Source organism: Stenotrophomonas sp. YJH_SMC_25 (assembly GCF_059369595.1).
The window spans coordinates 1-24,117 of the sequence record NZ_JCAFSV010000022.1 but is presented as its reverse complement, the minus strand read 5'-3'; the positions used below and the strand labels follow the sequence as shown (position 1 = coordinate 24,117).

General features: G+C 68.2%; 20 protein-coding genes. All 20 read left to right on the top strand.

The window, feature by feature from the left end:
- Window positions 1-59 precede the first annotated feature (59 nt).
- Window positions 60-329, top strand: coding sequence for a flagellar biosynthetic protein FliQ (locus AC5P7E_RS20035; RefSeq protein ID WP_005413254.1), 270 nt, complete (start codon window positions 60-62; stop codon window positions 327-329).
- Window positions 330-342: 13 nt separating this feature from the next.
- Window positions 343-1,134, top strand: coding sequence for a flagellar biosynthetic protein FliR (gene fliR / locus AC5P7E_RS20030; protein WP_005409539.1), 792 nt, complete (start codon window positions 343-345; stop codon window positions 1,132-1,134).
- 164 nt (window positions 1,135-1,298) lie between these two features.
- The gene (locus AC5P7E_RS20025; protein WP_197651512.1) at window positions 1,299-3,434 is read left to right on the top strand and encodes an EAL domain-containing protein; all 2,136 of its coding nucleotides are present in this window, start codon (window positions 1,299-1,301) and stop codon (window positions 3,432-3,434) included.
- A 116-nt stretch (window positions 3,435-3,550) separates the two neighbouring features.
- Window positions 3,551-5,800, top strand: coding sequence for a CocE/NonD family hydrolase (locus tag AC5P7E_RS20020; RefSeq protein WP_114618426.1), 2,250 nt, complete (start codon window positions 3,551-3,553; stop codon window positions 5,798-5,800).
- A gap of 84 nt (window positions 5,801-5,884) precedes the next feature.
- Entirely contained in the window at window positions 5,885-7,015 is a 1,131-nt protein-coding gene (gene flhB / locus AC5P7E_RS20015; protein WP_049404619.1) for a flagellar biosynthesis protein FlhB, read from the top strand.
- 44 nt (window positions 7,016-7,059) lie between these two features.
- Window positions 7,060-9,120 (top strand): flagellar biosynthesis protein FlhA, encoded by a 2,061-nt coding sequence (flhA, locus tag AC5P7E_RS20010; protein ID WP_169449112.1) that lies wholly within the window; start codon window positions 7,060-7,062, stop codon window positions 9,118-9,120.
- A 145-nt stretch (window positions 9,121-9,265) separates the two neighbouring features.
- Complete coding sequence (gene flhF / locus AC5P7E_RS20005) at window positions 9,266-10,882, top strand: flagellar biosynthesis GTPase FlhF (protein WP_114618428.1); 1,617 nt, start codon at window positions 9,266-9,268, stop codon at window positions 10,880-10,882.
- Window positions 10,869-11,756: a MinD/ParA family ATP-binding protein gene (locus tag AC5P7E_RS20000; RefSeq protein WP_005409532.1), complete on the top strand. Its 888-nt coding sequence runs from the start codon at window positions 10,869-10,871 to the stop codon at window positions 11,754-11,756. The genes flhF and AC5P7E_RS20000 overlap by 14 nt, the downstream gene beginning before the upstream one ends.
- A complete protein-coding gene (locus AC5P7E_RS19995) occupies window positions 11,753-12,496 on the top strand; it encodes an RNA polymerase sigma factor FliA (protein ID WP_005413248.1) in 744 nt (247 codons plus the stop codon). Before AC5P7E_RS20000 ends, AC5P7E_RS19995 begins: the two co-directional genes overlap by 4 nt.
- Window positions 12,497-12,553: 57 nt before the next feature.
- Window positions 12,554-12,946: a chemotaxis response regulator CheY gene (cheY, locus tag AC5P7E_RS19990; protein WP_005413247.1), complete on the top strand. Its 393-nt coding sequence runs from the start codon at window positions 12,554-12,556 to the stop codon at window positions 12,944-12,946.
- Window positions 12,946-13,551, top strand: coding sequence for a protein phosphatase CheZ (locus AC5P7E_RS19985; protein WP_012480099.1), 606 nt, complete (start codon window positions 12,946-12,948; stop codon window positions 13,549-13,551). The genes cheY and AC5P7E_RS19985 overlap by 1 nt, the downstream gene beginning before the upstream one ends.
- A 2-nt stretch (window positions 13,552-13,553) precedes the next feature.
- On the top strand, window positions 13,554-15,383 hold the full coding sequence (locus tag AC5P7E_RS19980; RefSeq protein WP_012480098.1) for a chemotaxis protein CheA: 1,830 nt from the start codon (window positions 13,554-13,556) through the stop codon (window positions 15,381-15,383).
- Window positions 15,384-15,484: 101 nt separating this feature from the next.
- Window positions 15,485-16,225 carry a flagellar motor protein gene (locus AC5P7E_RS19975; RefSeq protein ID WP_005409527.1) on the top strand — a complete coding sequence of 247 codons (741 nt, stop codon included), beginning with the start codon at window positions 15,485-15,487 and terminating at the stop codon, window positions 16,223-16,225.
- Window position 16,226: 1 nt separating this feature from the next.
- The gene (gene motD / locus AC5P7E_RS19970; RefSeq protein ID WP_012480097.1) at window positions 16,227-17,243 is read left to right on the top strand and encodes a flagellar motor protein MotD; all 1,017 of its coding nucleotides are present in this window, start codon (window positions 16,227-16,229) and stop codon (window positions 17,241-17,243) included.
- Window positions 17,244-17,247: 4 nt separating this feature from the next.
- The gene (locus tag AC5P7E_RS19965) at window positions 17,248-18,030 is read left to right on the top strand and encodes a ParA family protein (RefSeq protein ID WP_012480096.1); all 783 of its coding nucleotides are present in this window, start codon (window positions 17,248-17,250) and stop codon (window positions 18,028-18,030) included.
- On the top strand, window positions 18,027-19,241 hold the full coding sequence (locus tag AC5P7E_RS19960) for a chemotaxis protein CheW (RefSeq protein ID WP_012480095.1): 1,215 nt from the start codon (window positions 18,027-18,029) through the stop codon (window positions 19,239-19,241). Before AC5P7E_RS19965 ends, AC5P7E_RS19960 begins: the two co-directional genes overlap by 4 nt.
- A gap of 286 nt (window positions 19,242-19,527) precedes the next feature.
- Window positions 19,528-19,836 carry an STAS domain-containing protein gene (locus tag AC5P7E_RS19955; protein ID WP_012480094.1) on the top strand — a complete coding sequence of 103 codons (309 nt, stop codon included), beginning with the start codon at window positions 19,528-19,530 and terminating at the stop codon, window positions 19,834-19,836.
- Window positions 19,833-20,198, top strand: coding sequence for a response regulator (locus AC5P7E_RS19950; RefSeq protein ID WP_005409521.1), 366 nt, complete (start codon window positions 19,833-19,835; stop codon window positions 20,196-20,198). Before AC5P7E_RS19955 ends, AC5P7E_RS19950 begins: the two co-directional genes overlap by 4 nt.
- Window positions 20,199-20,243: 45 nt before the next feature.
- Window positions 20,244-22,235: a chemotaxis protein CheA gene (locus AC5P7E_RS19945; RefSeq protein ID WP_005409520.1), complete on the top strand. Its 1,992-nt coding sequence runs from the start codon at window positions 20,244-20,246 to the stop codon at window positions 22,233-22,235.
- 370 nt (window positions 22,236-22,605) lie between these two features.
- Window positions 22,606-24,117 (top strand): HAMP domain-containing methyl-accepting chemotaxis protein (locus AC5P7E_RS19940; protein ID WP_143566766.1); only part of this gene is annotated, 1,512 nt, incomplete at its 3' end.

The window sequence follows — 24,117 nt, the reverse complement described above, 5'->3', positions numbered from 1 at the left end:
TGGCTCTACAGAAGCACAGTCGAGCGCGGCTCGACTCCACACAAGCAGATGGACCCCGAATGTCTCCCGAACTTGCCTTGACCGAACTGCGTGGCGGCCTGATCACCGTGTTGTGGGTGGCCGGCCCGCTGCTGCTCACCGTGCTGGTGGTGGGCGTTGTGGTGGGCGTGGTGCAGGCCGCGACCCAGCTCAACGAACCGACCATCGCCTTCGTTGCCAAGGCGGCGGCACTGACCGCGGTGCTGTTCGCGCTCGGCAGCCTCCTGATCGGCCACCTGGTTGAATTCACCACGCTGCTGTTCCAGCGCATTCCACACCTGATCGGCTAGGACACGCGCCTCGATGGACGCCGCCACCCAGATGGCTGCCGACGGCCTGCAGGCCTTCGGCATGATCGGCACCGTGCTGTGGACCATGCTGCGCATCGGCGCGGTGGCCATGGCCATGCCCATGGTCGGCACCCGCGCGGTGCCGGCACGGATCCGCGTGATCCTGGCCGGTACCCTTGCCATCGCGTTGGCACCGCTGCTGCCGCCGGTTCCGGACTGGACCGGCTTCGATGCTGCCACCGTACTGACCATCGCCCGCGAGCTGGCCATCGGCGTGTCCATCGGCTTCCTGCTGCGGCTGGTGTTCGAGGCCGGCGCGATGGCCGGCGAACTGATCGCCCAGGGCACCGGCCTAGCCTTTGCGCAGATGAGCGACCCGCTTCGTGGCGGCACCTCCGGCGTGATCGGGCAGTGGTTCTACCTGCTGTTCGGCCTGCTGTTCTTCACTGCCAACGGCCATCTGGCGCTGATCTCGCTGGTGGTGGACAGCTACCGGGCGCTGCCGATCGGCGCGCCGCTGCCGGACCCGCACGCCTTCTTCAGCATCGCTCCGACCTTCCTGCTGACCGTGCTGCGCGGCGCACTGACCCTGGCCATTCCACTGACCGTGGCGATGCTGGCGGTGAACCTGGCCTTCGGCGTGCTGGCGCGTGCAGCCCCGGCACTGAATCCGATCCAGCTGGGCCTGCCGGTCTCACTGCTGCTGGGCCTGTTCCTGCTGGCCCTGCTGGCCGGGGAAATGGGCCCGCCGGTACAGCGCCTGTTCGATGCCGCCTTCCAGGCTGCGGACGCGGTCACACACTGACCCGATCATCACGTTTTACTGCTTGCCCTTCCCCCGGGTCTGCGCGCTAGAGTGAATGCGCGGCAACCGGGGGGATGCCGCACGTGGCCGCCGCCCTGCGTCGGCCCGCCTCATGCATGCCCCACCGTGGTTTCCGTCGACAGGCAGGTCCGGGAGACTGACGAATGCTGGTAGGCACGTACAACCCGTGGCTGGTGGCGATCTCGTTGCTGGTTGCCGTGATGGCTTCATACACCGCGCTGGCGATGGCCGGGCGCACGGTCACCGCACCCGGCAAGGGCGCGGCCTGGTGGTGGCGCCTCGGTGGTGGCTTCGCCATGGGCCTGGGCATCTGGTCGATGCACTTCATCGGCATGCTCGCCTTCGACCTGCCCATTCCGCTCGGCTACGACCTGCCGATCACCCTGCTCTCCCTGGCCCTGGCCATCGCCTCATCGGTGTTCGCGCTGTGGCTGGTTTCGCTGCGCACCCTGCCGCACCCACGCCTGGCCGGCGGGGCATTGCTGATGGGTACCGGCATTGCCGGCATGCACTACGTCGGCATGGCGGCGATGCGCATGCAACCCGGCATCGACTATGACCCGGGCTGGCTGCTGTTCTCGCTGATCGTGGCGGTCGCCGCCTCATGGACTGCGTTGTATGTGGCATTCCGCCTGCGCGCGCAGCGCACCCGTGTCGGCGACCGGCTGGCAGCCGCTGGCCTGCTCGGGCTGGCCATCGTTGGCATGCACTACACCGGCATGGCCGCCGCACGCTTTCCGGAAGGCAGCATCTGCGGCGCGGCGGTCGGCGATGGCCTGCAGAACGAGTGGCTGGCGATGCTGGTAGTGGTGCTGACGGTCGCGATCCTCGCGGTGGTGCTGGTGGTGTCCTGGCTGGACCAGCGGGTGGAGGCGCAGCTGCTGCGGCTGCGCAATTCCATGCTGAGCACTTCGTTGACCGATGCGCAGCAGGAACTGACCCAGGCCGCACTGCATGATCCGCTCACCCGCCTGCCCAACCGCCTGCTGTTGCAGCGCCGCATCGTGCAGGCACTGGCCGAGGCCGAACAGGGCGGCAGCCGCTTCGCGGTGATGTTCATGGACCTGGACGGCTTCAAGCAGGTCAACGATGCCTATGGCCATCAGGCGGGTGACGCATTGCTGGTGGCGGTGGCCGAGCGCACCCGCCAGCTGCTGCGCCCGCATGACATGCTGGCGCGCCTGGGCGGCGATGAGTTCGTGCTGGTGGTGCGCATCGAGCACGATGAGGATCTGCCAACCCTCGCCCGGCGCATCCTGCAGGCGGTCGGCAGTGGGCCGTTGCTGCCGGACAACGAACTGCAGGTAACCGCCAGCATCGGCGTGGCGATCTGCCCGGATCACGCCGCCAGCGAGCGGCAGCTGATGGCCTTTGCCGACGCGGCGATGTACCAGGCCAAGGAATCCGGGCGCAACGCCTTCGTGCTGTTCGCCGACTGGATGAATGACAGCGCCGAACAACAGTTCCGGCTGCTGGCCGACCTGCGCCGGGCCATCGGCAGCGAGCAGCTGTTCCTGCACTACCAGCCCAAGATCCGCGTGGCCACGCAGAAGGTGGCCGGTGCCGAAGCGTTGATCCGCTGGCACCATCCGGAGCATGGCCTGATTCCGCCCGATCGGTTCATCCGCCTGGCCGAGCGCAGTGGTGCGATCAACGAGATCGGGCGCTGGGCGCTGGACCAGGCCTGCCTGCAGCTGCGGCGCTGGCACGATGCCGGTCACGAAGGCTGGTCGATGTCGGTGAACCTGTCGCCGGTGCAGTTCAGTTCGCCGCACCTGCTGCAGGATGTGCGCGCGGTGATCGAACGCCACAACATCGCCCCGCGCCACCTGGTGCTGGAAATCACCGAAAGCACGGTGATGCGCGATACCGACACCAGCCTGCGCCTGCTGCAGGCGCTGTCGGCGCTGGGCGTAGGCATCTCCATCGATGACTTCGGCACCGGCTATTCCAGCCTGCTGTACCTGAAGCGGCTGCCAGCCACCGAGATCAAGATCGACCATGCGTTCGTGCGCGACCTGGAACACCGTGCAGAGGACGTGGTGATCGTCTCGGCGATCGTGGCGCTGGGCCATGCGCTGGACATGGACATCGTCGCCGAGGGCGTGGAGACCGCCGCCCAGCGCGCCTACCTGGAGCGCCTGGGCTGCGACTACCTGCAGGGCTACCTGCTGGGACGGCCGGTCGATGCGGCGCGCTTCATGCAGCTGCACGACCTGCCCCGGCCGCGGGTGGAACTGGCGCAGAGCCCACCGCCCAGCGACAACGCGCCCCGGTAGCGCCGAGCCTGCGCTCGGCTCCCGCCGGGCACGGCCCGGCGCTACCATTGGTTGGCCTTCGGTAGATCCACGCCACGCGCGGATGCGCCGTTCCACCGTCATCCAAGGAAGCGCCCGTGGCCCTACGCACCCCCCTTGCTGGCCTGTTGCTCGCCCTTGCTGTTGGCCACGCCAACGCCGCTGATCTGCCGTGGTCATTGCCAGCCGATGCTTCCCCGGCCCAGGTCGACGCTGCCCTGCAGGCCCTTGGCAAGGGCGTGCTGAAGTCGCCCAGCCTGACCGATGTACAGCGCGGCCACGCGTTGGTGGCGGCGGGCCAGACGGCCGAAGCGCGGCGATCGATCCAGCAGGCACGCGCATCGCTTGCAGACGAAGGTGATACCGCAGCAGTGCAACGCTGGGTACCGATGCTGCTGCTCGTCACCGCCGGCGAGCAGGACGCAGCGGAGTATGCGCGCGCCTTCCACGCCACCTTCGCCGCCCTCGACGACGTTGCCGCGGTGCAGGCCGGTGCCGCACTCTCGGTTGAGCCAGCCCCGGTGCGCGCCCAGCTGGAGCAGGCCGTCGCGGCACAGGCGGGGGCGACGACCATTGCCGAGGCTGTCGCCCTGGAACTGCTGCGCCTGCGGGCGGTACTGCGTGCGCAGACCCTGGCCGCTGCCCTGGCCCCTCCGCTGGTCGCGGCGGAAGAGCAGCGCCGCTTCGCCATCGACGACGCATTGCGCATCCCCGTTGGCGATGGCGTCGTGCTGTCGGCGCAGCTGGCCCGCCCTCGCGCCGCATCGGCGCCCCTGCCTGCGGCCATGCTGTTCACCATCTACACCGATCCACCCAAGAACCGGCAGAAGATGCTGCTGGCGGCCGCGCATGGCTACGCCGGCATCGTGGTCGATGCGCGCGGCAAGGGCCAGGGCAGCGGCACCATTGCCCCCTACGAGCATGACGGCGCGGACGCCAACGCGGCCATCGACTGGATCAGCCGCCAGCCATGGAGCGATGGCCGGGTGGCCATGTATGGCGGCAGCTACGAGGGCTTTACTGCCTGGGCGGCGGCGCGCCATCACCATCCCGCATTGAAGACCATCGTGCCCTACGTTGCCGCCATCCCCGGCCAGGGCCTGCCGATGGAGAACAACGTGTTCCTGAGTGCCAACTACGGTTGGGCGTTCTATGTGGCCAATGGCCCGATGCTGGACAACGACACCTACAACCAGAACGAACGCTGGTCACAGCTGCCCCGCCGCTGGTATGCCTCCGGCCGCCCTTACCGGCAGATCGACCAGGTCGATGGCACGCCCAACCCCTGGCTGCAGCGCTGGCTCGATCACCCGTCCTACGATGCCTACTGGCAGGCGATGGTCCCCTATGGCGATCAGTTCAACGATATCCGCATCCCGGTGCTGACCATCACCGGCTACTACGACGACGGCCAGATCTCGGCACTGCAGTACTTCAAGGACCACCTGCGGCACCGCCCCGATGCCGATCACTCCCTGCTGATCGGCCCCTATGACCATCGCGGTGCGCAGTCGGCGCTCAAGCCGATGCAGCTGCGTGGATACGACCTGGACGCCGTCGCGCAGTTCGACACGCCCGCACTGACCTTCCAGTGGCTGGACCATGTGCTGCGCGGCGCCCCTCGCCCGGCGCTGGTGCCCGACCGCGTGAACTACCAGCTGATGGGCGCCAATCGCTGGGGGCATGCGGCAACACTGGACGCCGCCGCAGGTGCCCATCGCCGCTACCACCTGTCGGCCGCACCCGCTTCCGCCGATGGCTACCACCGCCTGCAGGAACAGCCGCCAGCGCCGGGCCAGCTGGGGCAGACCGTGGACCTGGGCGACCGCAACGAAATGCGGCATGGCTACTACCCGTTCCCGATCATCGCGGCGCAGGACGAAAGGGATACCGCGCTGTCCTTTGCCACCGATCCCTTTGCCGGTCCGATGGATCTGGTGGGCAGCTTCTCCGGCGACCTGAAGGTACGGATCAACAAGCGCGACTTCGACTTCACCGTCACCGTGTACGAGCTGCTCGCCGATGGACGCCGGATGCAGCTGTCCTATTACATGGGCCGGGCCAGCCACGTGCGTGACCCGAGCACGCGCCAGTTGCTGCAGCCCGGCCAATGGACCCACCTGCCCTTCGATCGCACGCGCATGGTCGCCCGCCGCCTGGCTGCAGGCAGCCGCCTGCTGGTGAAGGTGGATGTGCTGAAGGACGCGATGCACCAGGTGAACCACGGCACCGGGCGCGATGTCAGCGATGAATCGGCCGCCGATGCGGGCGCCCCGCTGCAGGTGGATTGGCACAGCGACAGTGTTCTGACGATTCCCCTGCACCCCACCAGCGACACCCCCCAGTAGAGCCACGCCATGCGTGGATAGGCAACGGCCCATCACGGAACACTTCTTGCACGCACCCCGGCATCCCCTGCCGCAGTGCCTGTGATGTCCGAGAACGAATCCGCCGGCGAAAAGACCGAACAACCTACCGAAAAACGCCTGCGCGACGCCCGTGAACAAGGCAACCTGCCGCGCTCGCGCGAACTCGGCACCGCCGCCGTGTTCGGCGCCGGCGTGCTGGCGGTGATGGCCATGAGCGGCTCGATCGGCCGTGGCGCCAGTGCCTGGATGAAGCAGGCGCTCAGCCCGGAACAGAGCCTGCGACAGAACCCGAAGGAACTGTTCGGCCACTTCGGCGACCTGCTGCTGCAGTTCATGCTGGTGATCGCACCGCTGGTGCTGGTCTGCCTGCTGGCCAGCTTCGTCGCCCCGTTGGTGATGGGCGGCCTGCGCTGGTCGCAGAAGGCGTTGCTGCCCGACATCAACCGCATGAACCCGATGAGCGGGCTCAAGCGCCTGTACGGCCCGGAGGCCATTGCCGAGTTCACCAAATCGCTGCTGCGCGTGGCCTTCGTCGGCGTCGCCGCCGGACTGGTGGTCTGGACCGGCTTCGACACCCTGCGCGGGCTGATCCACCACCCGCTGGAGACCGCCATCACCGATGGCCTGGGCTTCACCCTGCGCCTGCTGCTGGCCACCGCCGGCGCGATGCTGGTGCTGGCCGCCATCGATGCGCCGTACCAGCGCTGGAACTGGATGCGCAAACTGAAGATGACCCGTGAAGAGCTGCGCCGGGAAATGAAGGAGAGCGAGGGCAGCCCCGAGGTGAAGGGCCGCATCCGCCAGCTGCAGCAGCAGATGGCCAACCGCCGGATGATGGAAGCGGTACCCACCGCCGACGTGGTGGTGGTCAACCCCACCCACTACGCGGTGGCCCTGAAGTACGAAGGTGGCGCCATGAACGCCCCCACCGTGGTCGCCCTGGGCGTGGACGAAACCGCCCTGCGCATCCGTGAGGTGGCCGACGGCAACAAGGTCGCGATCGTCTCCGCCCCGCCTTTGGCACGCGCCTTGTATCGGGAAGGGCAACTCGGAAAGGAAATCCCCGTGAGACTGTATTCGGCCGTCGCCCAGGTCCTGTCCTACGTCTACCAGCTGCGCGCCTGGCGCACTGGCCCGATGCCGGACGCCCCGCACATCCAGGTGGATGAATTCGGCAAGGGGGGCCGCCCGTGAGCGCCCGGCCCTCCACCGGATTCAACACCCGCCGTGCCCTGGAAATGATCCGCCAGGGCCTTGGCGCGCCACTGATCGTGCTGGCCCTGCTGGCCATGGTCGTGGTCCCGCTGGCCGCGCCGGTGCTCGATGCGCTGTTCACCTTCAACATCGCCATCTCGCTGATGGTGCTGCTGGCGGTGGTCTACGTGAAGCGCCCGCTGGACTTCACCATCTTCCCGATCGTGCTGCTGATCACCACCATGCTGCGGCTGGCGCTGAACGTGGCGTCCACCCGCGTGATCCTGCTGAACGGCCAGAACGGCCACGATGCCGCGGGCAAGGTCATCGCCGCCTTCGGCGAATTCGTGATCGGCGGCAACTACGCGGTCGGCATCGTGGTGTTCGCGATCCTGACCATCATCAACTTCGTGGTGATCACCAAGGGCGCTGGCCGCGTCTCGGAAGTGACCGCGCGCTTCATCCTGGACGCGATGCCCGGCAAGCAGATGGCGATCGACGCCGACCTCAACGCCGGTTTGCTGACGCGTGAAGAAGCCAAGCTGCGCCGCGAGGAAGTGCGCGAGGAAGCCGACTTCTACGGCGCGATGGACGGCGCCAGCAAGTTCATCCGCGGTGACGCCATCGCCGGCATCCTGATCCTGTTCATCAACATGCTCGGCGGCCTGGCCGTGGGCGTGTTGCAGCATGGCATGCCGTTCGGCGAAGCCGCTGCCACCTACACCCTGCTGTCCATCGGTGACGGCCTGGTGGCGCAGCTGCCGGCCCTGCTGGTCTCCAGCGCGGTGGCGATGCTGGTGACCCGCGCCTCGCGCTCGCAGGACATGGCCCAGGCGATGACCGGCCAGGTGTTCGGCCAGTACCGCGCGCTGGCGATCACCGCCGGCATCATCGGCGTGGTCGGCCTGGTGCCGGGCATGCCCAACGTCGCTTTCCTGACGCTGGCCGCTATCCTCGGCTTCATCGCCTGGAAGGTCTACCGCAAGGGCAAGGCCGCAGCCACCGACCCGGCAGCCGCCGGCAATGACGCGGCCGCACTCAACGCACTCGGCCGCCCGGCGGCACCTGCGCCGACCGCCGAACTGAGCTGGGACGAGCTGCGCCCGGTCGATCCGCTGGGCCTTGAGGTCGGCTACCGGCTGATCCCGCTGGTGGACAGCAACCAGGGCGGCGAACTGATGGCGCGCATCAAGGGCGTGCGCCGCAAGCTGACCCAGGACGTCGGCTTCCTGATTCCCTCGGTGCACATCCGCGACAACCTGGAACTGCCGGCCAACGGCTACCGCGTGCTGGTGCATGGCGTGCCAGTGGCCACCGCCGAGATCCACCCGGACCGCGAACTGGCGCTGGACCCGGGCAGCGCGCTGGGCACCCTGGAGGGCATTGCCGGCAAGGATCCCGCGTTCGGCCTGGATGCCACCTGGATCCAGCCGCACCAGCGTGCCCAGGCTGAAACGCTGGGCTACACCGTGGTCGACCCGGCCACCGTGGTGGCCACCCACCTCTCGCACCTGATCCGCGAACATGCGCCGGAACTGCTCGGCCACGAGGAAGTGCAGCATCTGCTGGCCAACCTGGCCAAGAGCGCGCCCAAGCTCGTCGAAGATCTGACGCCGAAGGCGCTGCCGCTGTCGGCAGTGGTGCGCGTGCTGCAGAACCTGCTGGTGGAGCGCATCCCGATCCGCCAGCTGCGCAAGATCGCCGAGGCGCTGGTCGAACACGCGCCCAGCAGCCAGGACCCGGCGGTGCTGACCGCTGCCGTGCGCACCGCGCTGGGCCGCTTCATCGTGCAGGAGATCGCCGGAATGTCGGCGGAGCTGCCGGTGTTCACCCTCAACCCGCAATTGGAACGTGTCTTGCAGGAGTCCACGCAGGGCAACGGCGCCGCGCTGGAACCCGGACTCGCAGAGCGACTGCACCAGAGCCTGGCCGAATGTGTCAGCAAGCAGGAAGCGCGAAACGAGCCGGCGGTCGTGCTGGTACCGGGCCCGGTGCGCGCCGCGCTGGCGCGCCTGGTCCGCCACAGCGTTCCGTCGTTGTCGGTCCTGGCCTACAGCGAGGTGCCGGAGGACAAGCGCCTGAAGCTGGTCGGAACGATCAGCTGACGCCGCCCACCGATGCGCCAGAAAACAGACACCACCTTCGAACCAACGCAACAGACAGATACCAAGGGGAACCCGCACCGTGCAGACCACCGACCACCCGAGTTCTCCGACCGCCACCCCGCCGTCTTCGTCCCGTGACCACAGCATGAAAATCAAACGATTCGTCGCCGCCGACATGCGCTCGGCCATGAACCTGGTGCGCAAGGAACATGGTCCTGACGCCGTGATCCTGTCCAACCGCCGGATCGAGGAAGGCGTCGAGATCGTCGCCGCGGCCAACTACGACGAGAGCGCCGTGCAGCGTGCACTGGAAGCCTCGCGCCGTGATGTCGCACCGCCGCCGGCACCCAAGCCACGCACCGCCGCCGACGCGGTGATCGCCGCGGTCACCCGCCGCCGCAGCAGCACCCCCGCGCCGGAACCGGTCGCCGCCACCACCTCGGCCGTGGCCGCCCTCGCCCGTGCGGCCGTTGGGGCCACCGGCCGCACCCTGGACAGCGCAGACGAGATCGTGCCGACCCGTGGCAGCACTGGCTTCGCCGCCACCCTGGCGCGCGCCGCCGTCAACGAACCGGCGCTGCCCGAACAGAGCTTCGCTCCATTCGCCGAGGCCATCGTTGCGCCGGCCGCCACCGTGCCGGCCAACCGCGCCCGCTTCCAGATCGACCCGCCGCGCGACATGCATCACGAAAGCGTGGCCCCGGCAGTGCAGCCGCCGCCGCTGCCGACCGCTGCCGTGACCGAAGCGCAGCCCGGGATCGCCGCCAGCGAACCGGCAGCGGCCGAAGCCGCCGGCGAAGCCAGCCCGGCCCCCATGCTGGCCCCGGCACCGACGCTGACCGTGGTTGCCCAGGACGACGCCGAGATCCGCCAGCTGCGCCAGGAAGTGGCCGGCATGCGCCAGGTGATCGAGCGCGAGATGAACCGCTTCACCGACGAGCGCCTGCGTGGCAGCCCGGTGCGCGCCACCGCGCTGGACCTGATGGACGAGTACGGTTTCGACGCCGGGCTGGCCCGCGACGTGGCCATGCAGATCCCGCTGGAGACCGAAGCCCATCGTGGCCGCGGCCTGATGCTGGGGCTGATCTCGCGCAAGCTGCCGATCGCCCCGGTCGACCCGCTGGAAGAAGGCGGCGTGATCGCCCTGGTCGGCCCGACCGGCGCCGGCAAGACCACCACCATCGCCAAGCTGGCCTCGCGCTTCGCCGAGAAGCATGCGCCGCGCGATGTGGCCCTGGTGACCACCGACACCACCCGCATCGGCGCCCGCGAGCAGCTGTACGGCTACGGCCGCCAGCTCGGCATCGCGGTGCACGAGGCCAACAGCGGCACCGACCTGGACCAGCTGCTGGAACGCCTGAAGGACTACAAGCTGGTGCTGATCGACACCGCCGGCCTGGGCCCGCGCGACCGCGCGCTGGCCGCGCAGCTGCAGTGGCTGCGCGCCGCCCGCCAGGTACGCACCCTGCTGGTGCTGCCGGCCAACACCAGCTTCGGCGACATGGACGAGGTGGTCCGCCGCTTCGGCGCCGCCAACCTGCAGGGCCTGGTGCTGAGCAAGCTGGACGAGACCGGCCGCTTCGGCAACGCCCTGTCAGTGGCCGTGGACCACGCCCTCCCGATCAACTGGGTGACCGATGGCCAGGACGTTCCGGAGGACCTGCACCGGGCCAGTGCGGCCAATCTCGTACTTCGCCTTGAAGATTTGCGCCGCGCGGCCGATATGCCCTGCAACCCGGAGTTGAACCATGCCGTCGCGTGAGTACGCCAAGCTGACCAAGACCTTCCCGCTGTCGGCCACCCGCAGCGAGCCGCTCGGCCCTGTGCGCACCATTGCCGTCACTGGCGGCAAGGGCGGCGTGGGCAAGACGAATGTGTCCGCCAACCTGGCGGTGGCACTGGCCGGGATGGGCAAGCGCACGCTGCTGCTGGACGCCGACCTGGGCCTGGCCAACATCGACGTGATCCTGGGGCTGAACCCGACCTTCACGCTGGCCGACCTGGTCGCCGGCCGCTGCTCGCTGGACGACGTCATCGTCGAAGGCCCGAACGGCGTGCTGGTGGTGCCGGCCGCGTCCGGCCGCCGGCACATGGCCGAGCTGGCCCCGGCCGAGCACGTCGGCCTGGTCAACGTGTTCTCCGAGCTGGAACGCGAACTGGACATCATGGTGGTGGACACCGCCGCAGGCATCACCGACGGCGTGCTGACCTTCTGCCAGGCCGCGCAGGACACCGTGGTGGTGGTCTGTGACGAGCCGGCCTCGATCACCGACGCCTACGCGCTGATCAAGGTGCTGTCGCGCGAACGCGGCGTGGACCGCATCCAGGTAGTGGCCAACATGGTGCGCGACCCCAACGAGGGCCGCGTGCTGTACGAAAAGCTGACCCGCGTCTGCGAGAAATTCCTCGCCGATGTCTCGCTGAACTACCTGGGCTGCGTGCCGCAGGACGACTGGCTGCGCCTGTCGGTGCAGCGCCAGCAGCCGGTGGTGAAGGCCTACCCGTCCAGCCCGGCCGCGCTGGCGATCACCGAGATCGCGCGTCGCACCGCACGCTGGCAGGCGCCGACCGAACCGCGTGGCGGCGTCGAGTTCTTCCTCGAGCGCATCCTCAAGCAGCGCGGGGTGGCCGCATGAAAGGCGCAGCCCAGTACAGGGAAGTCCAGCGCTCGGCGGCCAACGAGGTCATCGCCCAGCATTCGGACCTGGTGCGGCGCATCGCCCACCACCTGGCCGCGCGGTTGCCGGCCAGCGTTGAAGTGGACGACCTGATCCAGGCCGGCATGATGGGCCTGATCGAAGCGTCGCGCAGCTACGACGCCGACCAGGGCGCCTCGTTCGAGACCTATGCCTCGATCCGCATCCGCGGTTCGATGATCGACGAGATCCGCCGTGGCGACTGGGTGCCGCGCTCGGTGCACCGCCGTGCACGCGATGCCGCCGCCACCATCCGCCGCCTGGAACAGAGCAGCGGCCGCGCCGCCAGCGCCACCGAAGTGGCCGCAGCGATGGAGATGCCGCTGCCCGAATACCTGCGGTTGATGGAAGACGCCGCCCGTGGCCAGGTGCTGAGCCTGGAGTCGCGCATCGAGGACCAGGGCGAGCTGGACACCGTCGCCCAGGGCGGCCCGACCCCGCAGCAGGTACTGGAGCGTGGTGAGTTCGGCCGCGAGCTGGGCAAGGCCATCGGCCACCTGCCCGAGCGCGAACAGCTGGTGCTCTCGCTCTACTACGAGCAGGAACTGAACCTGAAGGAGATCGGCGCGGTGCTCGGCGTGAGCGAGTCGCGGGTCTGCCAGATCCACGGCCAGGCGGTGCTGCGCCTGCGTGGCCGGCTCAAGATTTTCGAGGCGGCGGACGCCGGCCTGGAAGAATGAACATGCCCGAGGCGGCTGCCCCCGGCCGCCCGGAATGAACAACAAAGGAACTCTGCTTTGAACAAGAACATGCGCATCCTGATCGTCGATGACTTCTCGACCATGCGTCGGATCGTCAAGAACCTGCTGGGCGATCTGGGCTTCACCAATACCGCCGAAGCCGAGGACGGGCATGCCGCGCTGTCGCTGCTGCAGAGCCAGCCGTTCGATTTCGTGGTCACCGACTGGAACATGCCGGTGATGACCGGCATCGAGCTGCTGAAGGCGATCCGTGCCGATGCCAAGCTGAAGACCCTGCCAGTGCTGATGGTCACCGCCGAAGCCAAGCGCGAACAGATCATCGAAGCCGCCCAGAACGGCGTGAACGGCTACATCATCAAGCCGTTCACTGCGCAGACGCTGGAAGAGAAGCTCGGCAAGATCTTCGAACGCCTGGCGGCCAGCGCCTGATGGATACCACGGTCGACAAGAGCGCCCTCTCCCTGCGCCTGCAGGAAGCCCTGGACGCACTCGAGTCCGGTGACGAGGCCGCCTGGCGGCAGCGCATCGACGGACTGGTCGCGCTGCGTACGCAGCCGATGATGAGCGGCCTCTCGCGGCTGGCCCGCGAGCTGGGGCAGGCACTGGGTGAGCTGCCGACCGTGCCCAGCGAGGCCGGTGAGCTGGACGACGCCTGCGCACGCCTGGACCACGTGGTGGCAATGACCGAACAGGCCACGCACCGCACCCTGGACCTGGCCGAGGAATGCCGCAGCCTGACCGAACAGCTGCGTGCTGAAGGCCTGCAGCCGGGCCAGGACGCGCAGCTCGAGCGCATCCGCCACAACCTGACCGAGATCGCCCTGACCCAGAGCTACCAGGACCTGACCGGGCAGATCATCCGTCGCGTGGTCGGCATCGTCCGCCGCGTGCACGAGGGCTTCGGCGCACTCGGCCTGCCGCCGGAACAGCATCGCACCGACCCGGAACTGGCCGGGCCGGCACTGAAGGGACTGGACCGCCACGCGGTCTCGCAGAACGACGCCGACGACCTGTTGTCGGATCTGGGGCTGTAAGCATGAGCGCGGTATCCGACGACATCACTGCCGATTTCATCATCGAGGCACAGGAAATCCTGGATCGCCTGGGCGAACAGCTGGTGTCGCTGGAGCAGGCACCGCAGGACACCGAGCAGCTCAACGCCGTGTTCCGTGGATACCACACGCTCAAGGGCGGTGCCGGCTTCCTTGGCGTTACCGCGATGGTCGAACTGTGCCACGCCGCTGAAGAGGCCCTGGGCATCGCGCGTGCCGGGCAGGCGGTGCTGCAGGCCCACCACTTCGACGCCGCCCAGCAATCGCTGGACTACCTGCAGTCGATGCTGGACGCCGTGTCCTCCGGCACCGAGCCAGGCTATGCGCCGCCGGACCTGATCGCGCAGTTCGACATGAACGGTGGCACTGCCGCGCCGGTCGCTGCGGCCGCCCCTGCGGCAGCTGGCAGCGACCTGATCACCGACGACGAATTCGAGGCCCTGCTCGACCAGCTGCATGGCGGCAACGCACCGACCGCGGTCGCGCCGGCCAGGAAGGCCGACGACGGCCTGATCAGCGAAGACGAGTTCGAAGCGCTGCTGGACCAGCTGCACGGCGGCGCTGCGCCAGGCGCGAAGCCTGCTGCCACCGTCGCGGCGGCACCTGCCGCTGCACCGCGCCCAGCGCCCGTACCGGCGCCCGCCGCCAAGCCGGCGCCCAAGCCGATGGCCGAGGCCGAGCACACCGTGCGCGTGGACACCAAGCGCCTGGATGCGATCGTCAACCTGATCGGCGAACTGGTGCTTTCCCGCAACCGCCTGAAGACCCTGCGTGCACGCCTGCGCGACGAGGAGCTGGACCGCGCCGTATCGACGCTGGACATCGCCACTGCCCGCCTGCAGTCGGCGGTGATGCGTACCCGCATGCAGCCGGTGGGCAAGGTGTTCTCGCGCTTCCCCAAGGTCGCCCGCGACGTCGCCCGCTCGCTGAAGAAGGAAGTGGACCTGGAGCTGGTCGGCGCCGAAACCGAACTCGACCGCAACCTGGTCGAAGCACTGGCCGATCCGCTGGTGCACCTGGTCCGCAACGCCATCGACCATGGCGTGGAAATGCCCGACCTGCGCGAAGCACAAGGCAAGCCGCGGATGGGCCATGTACGCCTGTCGGCGCAGCAGGAAGGCGACTACGTCAGCATCGAGGTGCAGGACGATGGCGCCGGCATCGACCCGGAGAAGCTGCGCGCGAAGGCGCGTGAGAAAGGCCTGATCGATCCGGAAGCCGCCGCCCGCCTGAGCAGCGAGGAATGCCTGCACCTGGTGTTCCTGCCCGGCTTCTCGACCAAGCAGCAGGTCACCGACATCTCCGGCCGTGGCGTCGGCATGGACGTGGTGCAGTCGCGCATCCGCGAACTGAGCGGCCAGATCCAGATCCAGTCGGAACTGGGTCGTGGCAGCCGCTTCCTGATCCGCGTGCCGCTCACCCTCGCGATCCTGCCGACCCTGCTGGTGCAGGCCGGCGAGGACGTCTACGCGCTACCGCTGGCACGCGTGATGGAAGTGCTGCACGCGCCGCGCACCTCGCTGGGCTGGTTCGATGGCCGCGCCGTGCTTGATCGCCGCTCGCACACCCTGCCGCTGGTCGACCTGCGCCAGTGGCTGGATGTGACGCCGGCCGCGTCAACCCTGCTGACCATCGTGGTGCTGCAGGCCGGCGAAGCGCGCTTCGGCCTGGTCGTGGACCAGGTGCGCGGGCGCGAGGAAGTGGTCATCAAGCCACTGCCAAAAGCCCTGCGCGGCCTGCGCGGTTATGCCGGTGCAACGTTGATCGGCGATGGTCGCATGGCACTGATCCTGGACGTGGACGGCATACGCTGAACGCCGCCGGGCATGGCCCGGCGACCCGAAAACTGTGACTACCGTCTGTACGCATTCTCCCGGTGTCTCAAGTCCCATTCATACAAGCCGATACCGGAACCATGGATAGACTCAGCCTCATTGGACTCTTTCTCGCCCTGGCCTCGCTGGTCGGTGGCAGCATCCTCAAGGGCGCTGGCCTGGCGTCGTTGTGGTCGCCTGCGGCGTTCGTGATCGTCATCGTCGGTACCGTTGCCGCGATCCTGCTTCACACCTCGCCGGCGGTGTTCAAGCATGCGTTCAAGATCGTGCGCTGGGTCGTGCGCCCGCCGCACAGCGATCGCCGCGAACTGATCCAGCAGATCGTCGAGTGGAGCAACATCGCCCGCCGCCAGGGCCTGCTGGGCCTGGAATCGCAGGTGGAAGCGCAGCAGGACCCGTTCCTGCGCAAGGGCCTGCAGCTGCTGGTGGACGGCGTTGAACCCGAATCGATGCGTCACATGCTGGAGATCGAACTGGGCAGCCAGGAGCACCAGGACCAGGCCGGTGCCAAGGTCTTCGAAGCGATGGGCATCTACGCGCCCACGCTCGGCATCATCGGTGCCGTGCTCGGCCTGATCGCGGTGATGAAGAACCTGGCCGACCCGAGCAAACTCGGCCACGGCATCGCCGCCGCGTTCACCGCCACCATCTACGGCATCGCCTCGGCCAATCTGCTATTCCTGCCGATCGCCGCCAAGCTCAAGAGTGTGATCTCGCACAACACCCGCGACCGCGAAATGGTCATCGAAGGCCTGATTTCGATCGCCCAGGGCGAGAACCCGCGCAACATCGAAACCAACCTCTCCGGCTTCCTGCACTGACATGGCCCGCCGCAAGCACCACGAAGAGCACGCCAACCATGAAGCATGGGCGATCCCCTATGCCGACCTGATGACGTTGCTGCTCGCCTTCTTCGTGGTCATGTACGCGATCTCCTCGGTCAACGAGGGCAAGTACCGGATCATGGCCGACGCGCTCACCGATGCCTTCGGCGGCGCACCGCGCACCATCAATCCGGTGCAGGTGGGTAACAAGCAGGTGCAGGGTGGCGGCTGGGACAGCCCCTCGGTGATCAAGTCCGGCACCAAGATCGGCCCCTCCGCGCCCGCGCCGTCGCACGACCCGACCCTGCTGCCGTCGATGGCCTCGCAGATGCGCATGCCGGTCTCCGTGCACAACCAGGAACAGATCGCCCGTGCCGAGCGCCAGCTCAACAGCATCGCCGACCGCCTCACCGCCGCGCTGGCACCGCTGATCGACCGCGGCATGATCAGCGTGCGCCGCACCGAGTTGTGGATCGAAGTGGAGATCAACAGCGACATCCTGTTCCCCACCGGCTCGGCCGCGCTGGACGTGCATGCACGGCAGACGCTGGCCAGCCTGGCCGAGGTGCTGCGCGACGTGCCCAACAGCGTGCGCGTGGAAGGCCATACCGACAACGTGCCGATCGCCACCGCCACCTTCCCTTCGAACTGGGAACTGTCGGCCGGACGCGCCGCCAGCGTGGTGCACCTGTTCGCCGACCAGGGCGTGCAGCCATCACGGCTGGCGATGGTTGGCTATGGCCAGTTCCGTCCGCGCGAAGAGAACGACAGCGCGCAGGGGCGCAACCGCAACCGCCGGGTGATGGTCATCATTCTGGCCGACACCTCGCATTCGGTGGATCCGCTTGGCCAGCGCCTCAATGCGGCCACCGGCGCCGTCGACGACAACACCACCGAACAAGCCGCCGCAACTCCGGCTACCGCCCCCACCTCCCCCATCGCACCGGTGAAGTTGCCGCCGGTGCCGGCTGGCAGCCGCGTCGGCGCCGCCGTTCCCCCGGCAATGAAGGAGTAAACCGATGCGCATCTGGGCAGTCGCCAACCAGAAGGGCGGAGTCGGCAAGACCACCACCACCCTCGCCCTCGGCCGCGGCCTGGCCGCGCTTGGCCATCGCGTGCTGCTGATCGACCTCGATCCGCATGCCTCGCTCAGCCGCGCCTTCGGCGTGCCGGTGGATCCGCCGCCGGCGGGCGTGCTGGAACTGTTCGGCGCCCCGCCGGCCGATCTTTCCAGCCTGTGCCATGCCAGCAGCATCCACGGCCTGGACTACGTCTGCGCGCAGTCGGCGCTGGCCACGCTGGAGCGCCGCAGCGCCAACCAGCCCGGCCTCGGCCTGGCCCTGCAGAACGCACTGGCGCGTCACCAGGGCCAGCACGACTACATCCTGCTGGACTGTGCCCCCACCCTTGGCCTGTTGATGATCAACGCACTGGCCGCTGCCGACCGCCTGATCATTCCCACCCAGGCCGAGCCGCTGGCCCTGCATGGCCTGGACGGCATGGTCCGCACCGGCGAGATGGTCGAGCGCTCGCGCCGCCGCCCGCTGCCGATCTCGATCCTGCCGACCCTGTTCGACCGCCGCACCCGCGCCGGCAACGAGTCGCTGCGCACGATGCAGGATCGCCATGGCACCCGCGTGTGGGAAGACGCCATCCCGATCGACACCCGCATCAGCAATGCCGCAGGCCTGACCCTGCCCAGCGTTGGTGAGGACTACCCGGGCCGCGGCCTGGCCGCCTATCGCCGCGCACTGAACTGGATCCTCGTTGAGGATGCCCGTGCCCTGGAGCAGGCCGCATGAACAGCACCGGCGTACTGGACGACTACCTGGACGAACTGCTGGGCGAAGCGATCGCCCCGGCGGCCGTCGTGCTGCCAACGCCGGACAGCGCCGCCCCGGCTCCGGACAGCACATCGGAACCGGAACGCGAGCCGACCTGGGATGACCTGCCGGCCGAGGTGATCTACGAAACCGACACCGTTGCCGCGGGGCCTGCCGTGGACAACGCCGCGCTCGAAGCCGCCTTCGAGGCGGCCACAACGGCCGAGCGCGAACCCACCTGGGACGATCTGCCCGCCGAAGTGATCTATGAGACGGGCACTGTTGCCGCTGCCCCGGCACAGGACGAGGCAGCACTGGAAGCCGCCTTCGAGGCCGCCGCAATGCCGGTCGCCGCTCCCGAGCGCGAACCGACCTGGGATGACCTGCCTGACGAGGTGATCCACGAGACGACCCCGGCCCAGGCCGGCCCGGAGCCCACCTGGGACGACCTGCCCGACGAAGTGATCTACGAGACCGACGCGGCCGACAGCCATCAGCTCGCCCACACTGACAGCCCCGGTCTGCAGGCTGCGTTCGAAGCCGCTGCGGGTGGCGAGGATGTCCCCACGCCGCCACCGGCCGTGGTTGCGCCCCCGGCACCGCGCGCTGCACCCGCGCCCGCCCCGGTCGCGCGTGCTGCCGCCGCGCCGCCGCCCCGCGTTGCCCTGGATGCCCCGGCCACCAACCGTCCCGGTACCTGGCAGGAGCTGCAGGCGCAGGCGCACCAGCCCGCCAGCAGCCCGCACCCGCAGAACCGCCGCGCCGGCGAGCGCACCTCGCGCTGGCTGCGCCTGCGCTGCGGGACCCAGGCCTATGCGCTGGAACTGCTGAAAGTGCAGGAAGTGGTGTTGCCGGTGCCACTGCTGCCGTTGCGTGGCACGGCACCGGCGATGCTCGGGATCATGAACCTGCGTGGCCAGGTGGTGCCGGTGATGGACCTCGGCCTGCACCTCGGCGCCGCAGCGGCAGAAGACGATGCCCAGACCCGCATCGTGGTGCTGGAAGAGGACGGCGAGACCATCGGCCTGCGCGTGTCGGCAGTGGAAGATGTCGCCAACCTCACCGATTCACAGATCGAACCCCCGGATACCGCCCGCATCTGCCAGATCTCCAATGATCTGTTCCGCGGCGTCGCCCGGGTCAGCCAGCGCCCGATGATCCTGCTGGACGCCACACGGCTGCTGAGTTGATCTGGAAAAAAGGGGACGGAGGGGATTAAGTCGCAAGTGGCTCGGCGCTTTGCGCCGAAGCGGTGCCTGTCGGGGACGCAAGGAGTTGATCCGTTGGATCAACACCTTGCGTCCCCACTGCGCGGTCGCCGTTGCCGAGGGGGCTGCAGTAGAGCCAGGTCGCTTGCGACTTGATCCCCGCCGTCCCCTTTTCAGCTGCGACCGCATCGACGCACCGCGTCGATTCCTCTAAAGAACCCCGCCGGGGTGCCGTTATGGATCACGGAACCGTTTGTCCGGAGCAACGATGAGCACTGTCGAACTGGGTGAGGATCTCGGCATCGAGAGCAGCACCGAGCTCAAGAACCGCCTCGCCCCGCTGGTGGCGCAGGCAGGCGAGCTGACCCTGGATGCAAGCCAGGTCGCCCGCATCCACACGGCCGCCGTGCAGGTGCTGTGTGCATTCGTGCAGGCCCGCCGCGATGCAGGCCTGGGCACCGGCTTCCACGGTTGCACCGCAACCTTCCGTGACGCCGCACGCCTGCTGGGCGTCACCCAGGCCCTGGGCCTGGACGTAACCCATGACAACCTGAAATCTGTGGAGAACGCTGCATGAGCGCACGTATCTTGGTGGTGGACGATTCGGCGTCGATGCGCCAGATGGTTTCCTTCGCCCTCACCTCGGCCGGTTTTGCCGTCGAAGAAGCCGAAGACGGCGCGGTCGCGCTGGGTCGCGCCAAGGGCCAGCGCTTCAACGCGGTGGTCACCGACGTCAACATGCCGAACATGGACGGCATCGCGCTGATCCGCGAACTGCGCCAGCTGCCGGACTACAAGTTCACCCCGCTGCTGATGCTGACCACCGAATCGGCCGCCGACAAGAAGTCCGAAGGCAAGGCCGCCGGTGCCACCGGTTGGCTGGTCAAGCCGTTCAATCCGGAACAGCTGGTCGCCACCGTGCAGAAAGTGCTGGGCTGATCGCCCCGCACCGCTCCCCTTCTTCGCTTCCGGACCACCACTGCCATGAGCATGGACCTGCAACGCTTCCACGCCACCTTCTTCGAGGAGAGCCGCGAAGGCCTCGACGCGATGGAGGCTGGCCTGCTGGCCCTGGAATCGGGGCAGCAGGACGCGGAGATCATCAATTCGGTGTTCCGCGCCGCCCACTCGATCAAGGGCGGCGCCGGCACCTTCGGCTTCGATGCCATCGCCGGCCTGACCCACGTGCTGGAAACGCTGCTCGATGAGCTGCGTGCCGGCAAGCGGGCCCTGGAAGGCCATGCCGTCGATGCCATGCTGTCCTCGGTGGATGTACTGCGCGCCCTGCTGCGCGAAGCCGAACATGGCCAGGCCGCAGACCCCGCTGCGGTCGCCGCAGTGAAGGCGCGCCTCGAAGCCGTTCTCTCCGGCCAGGCCGCACCGAGCGCGCCGGCCGCTGCCGCAGCCAAGGTGGACGATACGCCGGAAGCCTGGCAGATCGGGTTCACCCCGGCACCCTCGCTGTTCATGAGCGGCAACGACCCGTTGCGCATCATCCGCGAACTGGAACACCTCGGCTCGCTGCAGGTGGCCGCGCGCATGGAACGCCTGCCGGGCTTCGCCCAGCTCGACCCGCTCGAGGCCCACCTGGCGTGGGACCTGGGCCTGGTCGGCAAGGTGCCGCGCAGCAAGATCGAAGACACCTTCGCCTGGGTGCTGGACGACTGCGAACTGGACATCCGTCCGGCCGCGCCGCCGAGCCTGGCAACCCAGGCGCCCGTTGCTGCATCCCCTTCCACACCTGCTGCCGTCGTGCCGGCAGCGCCTGCTGCGCCTGCCGCCGGCGGTGCTGCCACCCAGGAAGCCGAAACGTCGATCCGCGTCAGCGTCGACAAGGTCGATGCGCTGATCAACCTGGTCGGCGAACTGGTCATCACCCAGGCCATGCTCAAGCAGGTCTCGCACGCGCTGGACCCGGTCCACGCCGAGAGCCTGTTCGCCGGCCTGGACCAGCTGGAACGCAACACCCGCGATCTGCAGGAAGCGGTGATCGGCGTGCGCATGCTGCCGGTCGACGCGGTGTTCCGCCGCTTCCCGCGCCTGGTCCGCGACCTGTCCAGCCGCCTCGGCAAGCAGGTGCGCCTGCGCACCGTCGGCGAGGGCACCGAGCTGGACAAGGGGCTGATCGAGAAAATCGCCGATCCACTGGTGCACCTGGTGCGCAACTCGATCGACCACGGCCTGGAAATGCCCGACGTGCGTCGCGGCGCGGGCAAGGACGAAACCGGCACGATCACCCTGGCCGCTTCGCACCAGGGCGGCCATATCGTCATTGAAGTGAGCGACGACGGCCGCGGCCTGGATCGCGCCAAGATCCTGGCCAAGGCCACCGAACGCGGCCTGGCCGTACCGGACAACCCGACCGATTCGCAGGTCTGGGACCTGATCTTCCAGCCAGGCTTCTCCACTGCCGATGCGGTCACCGACCTGTCCGGGCGTGGCGTCGGCATGGACGTGGTTCGCCGCAACATCCAGGCACTGGGCGGTGAGGTCCAGATCGAAAGCAGCCTGGGTACTGGCACCCGCACGCTGATCCGCCTGCCGCTGACCCTGGCCATCCTCGACGGCATGACCGTGGCCGTTGCCGGCGAAACCCTGATCCTGCCGCTGGCCTATGTGCTTGAGGCGTTGCAGCCGCAGGCCGAGGACATTCGCAGCATGGCCGGCGAAGGCCGCGTGCTGCGCGTACGTGGCGAGTACCTGCCGATCCTCTCGCTGAGCGAGTACTACGGCTACGGCAACCGTGCGCCGGGCAGTGAATCGCTGGTGGTCGTGGTCGAAGGCGATGGCCAGAAGATCGCACTGGAAGTGGATGAACTGGTCGGCCAGCAGCAGGTGGTGGTGAAGAACATCGAGAACAACTACCGCCGTATCGGCGGGGTGTCCGGTGCCACCATCCTTGGCGACGGCCGCGTCGCGTTGATCGTCGACATCGGCGGACTGGTGCGCTCGTTGCGGATGCCGCAGGCCGCCTGATCCACGCCGCATGCGTGTACTGGACCGCCGCCCTTCGGGGCGGCGGTTTTTGTTTGTGCGCGCTCTGCCAAGGGGGTCGGATCCCTTTCCGCAGGAAAGAGCTCTGACCCCATCCCTTCTGTGAACTCCGTCGCCATGATGGTTGCGGGCGCAATTACTTCATCCAAGCGAAAGCACGCCGCTGCAACGCTTTCGCGCTGTCATCCCTACGCAACCGAATGTGATCTGAGTCCATAAAGTCCACGCGGACGGCGCCGTTATTTCGCAATGACGGTCGTCACCGAACCCCACCGGGCACCCCCGTTCGCTCTGCAACCACCCCCGAACCGGCGCACAGACGCCGGCACTCTGCCCACCTGGAGCACCCTGCATGAAGTGGTTCCAAGATCTGCCCATCGCCCGCAAGCTGGCCGTGGGGTTCACCCTCACCACCTTGATGACCCTGATCCTCGGCGCCTTCGCACTGCTGCGCCTGAGCGAAGCCAACGCGCAGTTGCGCGAGATGGCTGGCAACGACATCCCCTCGGTCCAGCACCTGGGCGAGGCGCGCTCGCAGCTGGGGGAATTCCGCACCTATGAACTTGCACAGCTGAGCATGCTCGACCAGCCGGAGAAGGTCGCCGACTACAACAAGCGCATGGACGACACCGCCAAGGCCGTGCATGACGAGCTGGCCGCGTACTCGGCGCTGCCGGCGCTGGCCAAGGAGCGTGAACTCTATCGCGCGGCCAGCGCACAGCTGGACCGCTACTTCGCCGCCAACAAGGCGATGCGCGACGCCGTGGCCGCCGGTGATGGCGCTCGGGCCCAGCAGATCTCCGACGAGCAGTCGCGCCCGGCGCGTCGCGACCTGTTCGCTGCGATGAAGGCGCTGGGCACCCACATCGCCGGCCAGATGGACGGCAAGATCGCCGACGCCAACGCCACCCATCGCAACAGCATGATCGCCATCATCGGCTGCATCGTCCTGCTGTCCCTTGTGGCCGCTGCGCTGGCCATCGTCATCTCACGTGCAGTGACCGGCCCCCTGGGCAAGGCCGTGAACGCCATCCAGGCCGTCGCACGCGGCGACCTCAGCGTCACCACCCAGAGCACCGGCAAGGACGAGGCTGGCCGCATGCTGGCGGCCACCGCCGACATGACCGCGATGCTGCGCCGCTTCAGCGAACAGACCCAGCTGATGGCACAGATGCATGCCGGCCCGGACATCAGCCACCGTATTCCGGAAGACTTCCCGGGCGTCTACGGCCAGCTGGCCAGCGGCATCAACACGGTGATCTTCGAACACCTCGATGCGATCGTCGATGCCATTGAAGTGCTCAACCAGTACGCCATCGGCAACCTCGCCCCGGACGCCCGCCGCCTGCCCGGCAGCCGCGCGATCCTGCACGAGTCGATGGACGCGGCCAAGGCCAGCCTGCTGGCCATCAACACGCAGATCCAGCAGCTGGCCTCGGCCGCCGCCGCCGGCGACTTCAGCCAGCGCGGTGATGCGCAGCGTTTCGATCACGATTTCCGCGTGATGATCGAGCAGCTCAACAGCATGATGCAGGTGGCCGACGGCAACCTCGGCCAGCTCTCGCAGCTGCTGCAGTCGATCGCCGCCGGCGACCTGACCGCACGCATGGACGGCCAGTTCAACGGCGTGTTCGCGCGCATGCGTGACGACGCCAACACCACCGTCGCACAGCTGACCCAGATCGTCGGCCAGATCCAGGCCAGTGCCTCCAGCATCACCTTGGCCGCTGGCGAGATCGCGTCCGGCAACAGCGACCTGTCGCGCCGTACCGAGCAGCAGGCCGCCAACCTGGAAGAGACCGCCGCCTCGATGGAGGAACTGACCTCCACCGTGCGCCAGAACGCCGAGCACGCCCGCCAGGCC

Coding starts and splice junctions, on each gene's coding strand:
- AC5P7E_RS20035 (WP_005413254.1), top strand. CDS start 60: ATGTCTCCCGAACTTGCCTTGACCGAACTGCGTGGCGGCCTGATCACC.
- fliR (WP_005409539.1), top strand. CDS start 343: ATGGACGCCGCCACCCAGATGGCTGCCGACGGCCTGCAGGCCTTCGGC.
- AC5P7E_RS20025 (WP_197651512.1), top strand. CDS start 1,299: ATGCTGGTAGGCACGTACAACCCGTGGCTGGTGGCGATCTCGTTGCTG.
- flhB (WP_049404619.1), top strand. CDS start 5,885: ATGTCCGAGAACGAATCCGCCGGCGAAAAGACCGAACAACCTACCGAA.
- flhA (WP_169449112.1), top strand. CDS start 7,060: ATGATCCGCCAGGGCCTTGGCGCGCCACTGATCGTGCTGGCCCTGCTG.
- flhF (WP_114618428.1), top strand. CDS start 9,266: ATGAAAATCAAACGATTCGTCGCCGCCGACATGCGCTCGGCCATGAAC.
- AC5P7E_RS20000 (WP_005409532.1), top strand. CDS start 10,869: ATGCCGTCGCGTGAGTACGCCAAGCTGACCAAGACCTTCCCGCTGTCG.
- AC5P7E_RS19995 (WP_005413248.1), top strand. CDS start 11,753: ATGAAAGGCGCAGCCCAGTACAGGGAAGTCCAGCGCTCGGCGGCCAAC.
- AC5P7E_RS19985 (WP_012480099.1), top strand. CDS start 12,946: ATGGATACCACGGTCGACAAGAGCGCCCTCTCCCTGCGCCTGCAGGAA.
- AC5P7E_RS19980 (WP_012480098.1), top strand. CDS start 13,554: ATGAGCGCGGTATCCGACGACATCACTGCCGATTTCATCATCGAGGCA.
- AC5P7E_RS19975 (WP_005409527.1), top strand. CDS start 15,485: ATGGATAGACTCAGCCTCATTGGACTCTTTCTCGCCCTGGCCTCGCTG.
- motD (WP_012480097.1), top strand. CDS start 16,227: ATGGCCCGCCGCAAGCACCACGAAGAGCACGCCAACCATGAAGCATGG.
- AC5P7E_RS19965 (WP_012480096.1), top strand. CDS start 17,248: ATGCGCATCTGGGCAGTCGCCAACCAGAAGGGCGGAGTCGGCAAGACC.
- AC5P7E_RS19960 (WP_012480095.1), top strand. CDS start 18,027: ATGAACAGCACCGGCGTACTGGACGACTACCTGGACGAACTGCTGGGC.
- AC5P7E_RS19955 (WP_012480094.1), top strand. CDS start 19,528: ATGAGCACTGTCGAACTGGGTGAGGATCTCGGCATCGAGAGCAGCACC.
- AC5P7E_RS19950 (WP_005409521.1), top strand. CDS start 19,833: ATGAGCGCACGTATCTTGGTGGTGGACGATTCGGCGTCGATGCGCCAG.
- AC5P7E_RS19945 (WP_005409520.1), top strand. CDS start 20,244: ATGAGCATGGACCTGCAACGCTTCCACGCCACCTTCTTCGAGGAGAGC.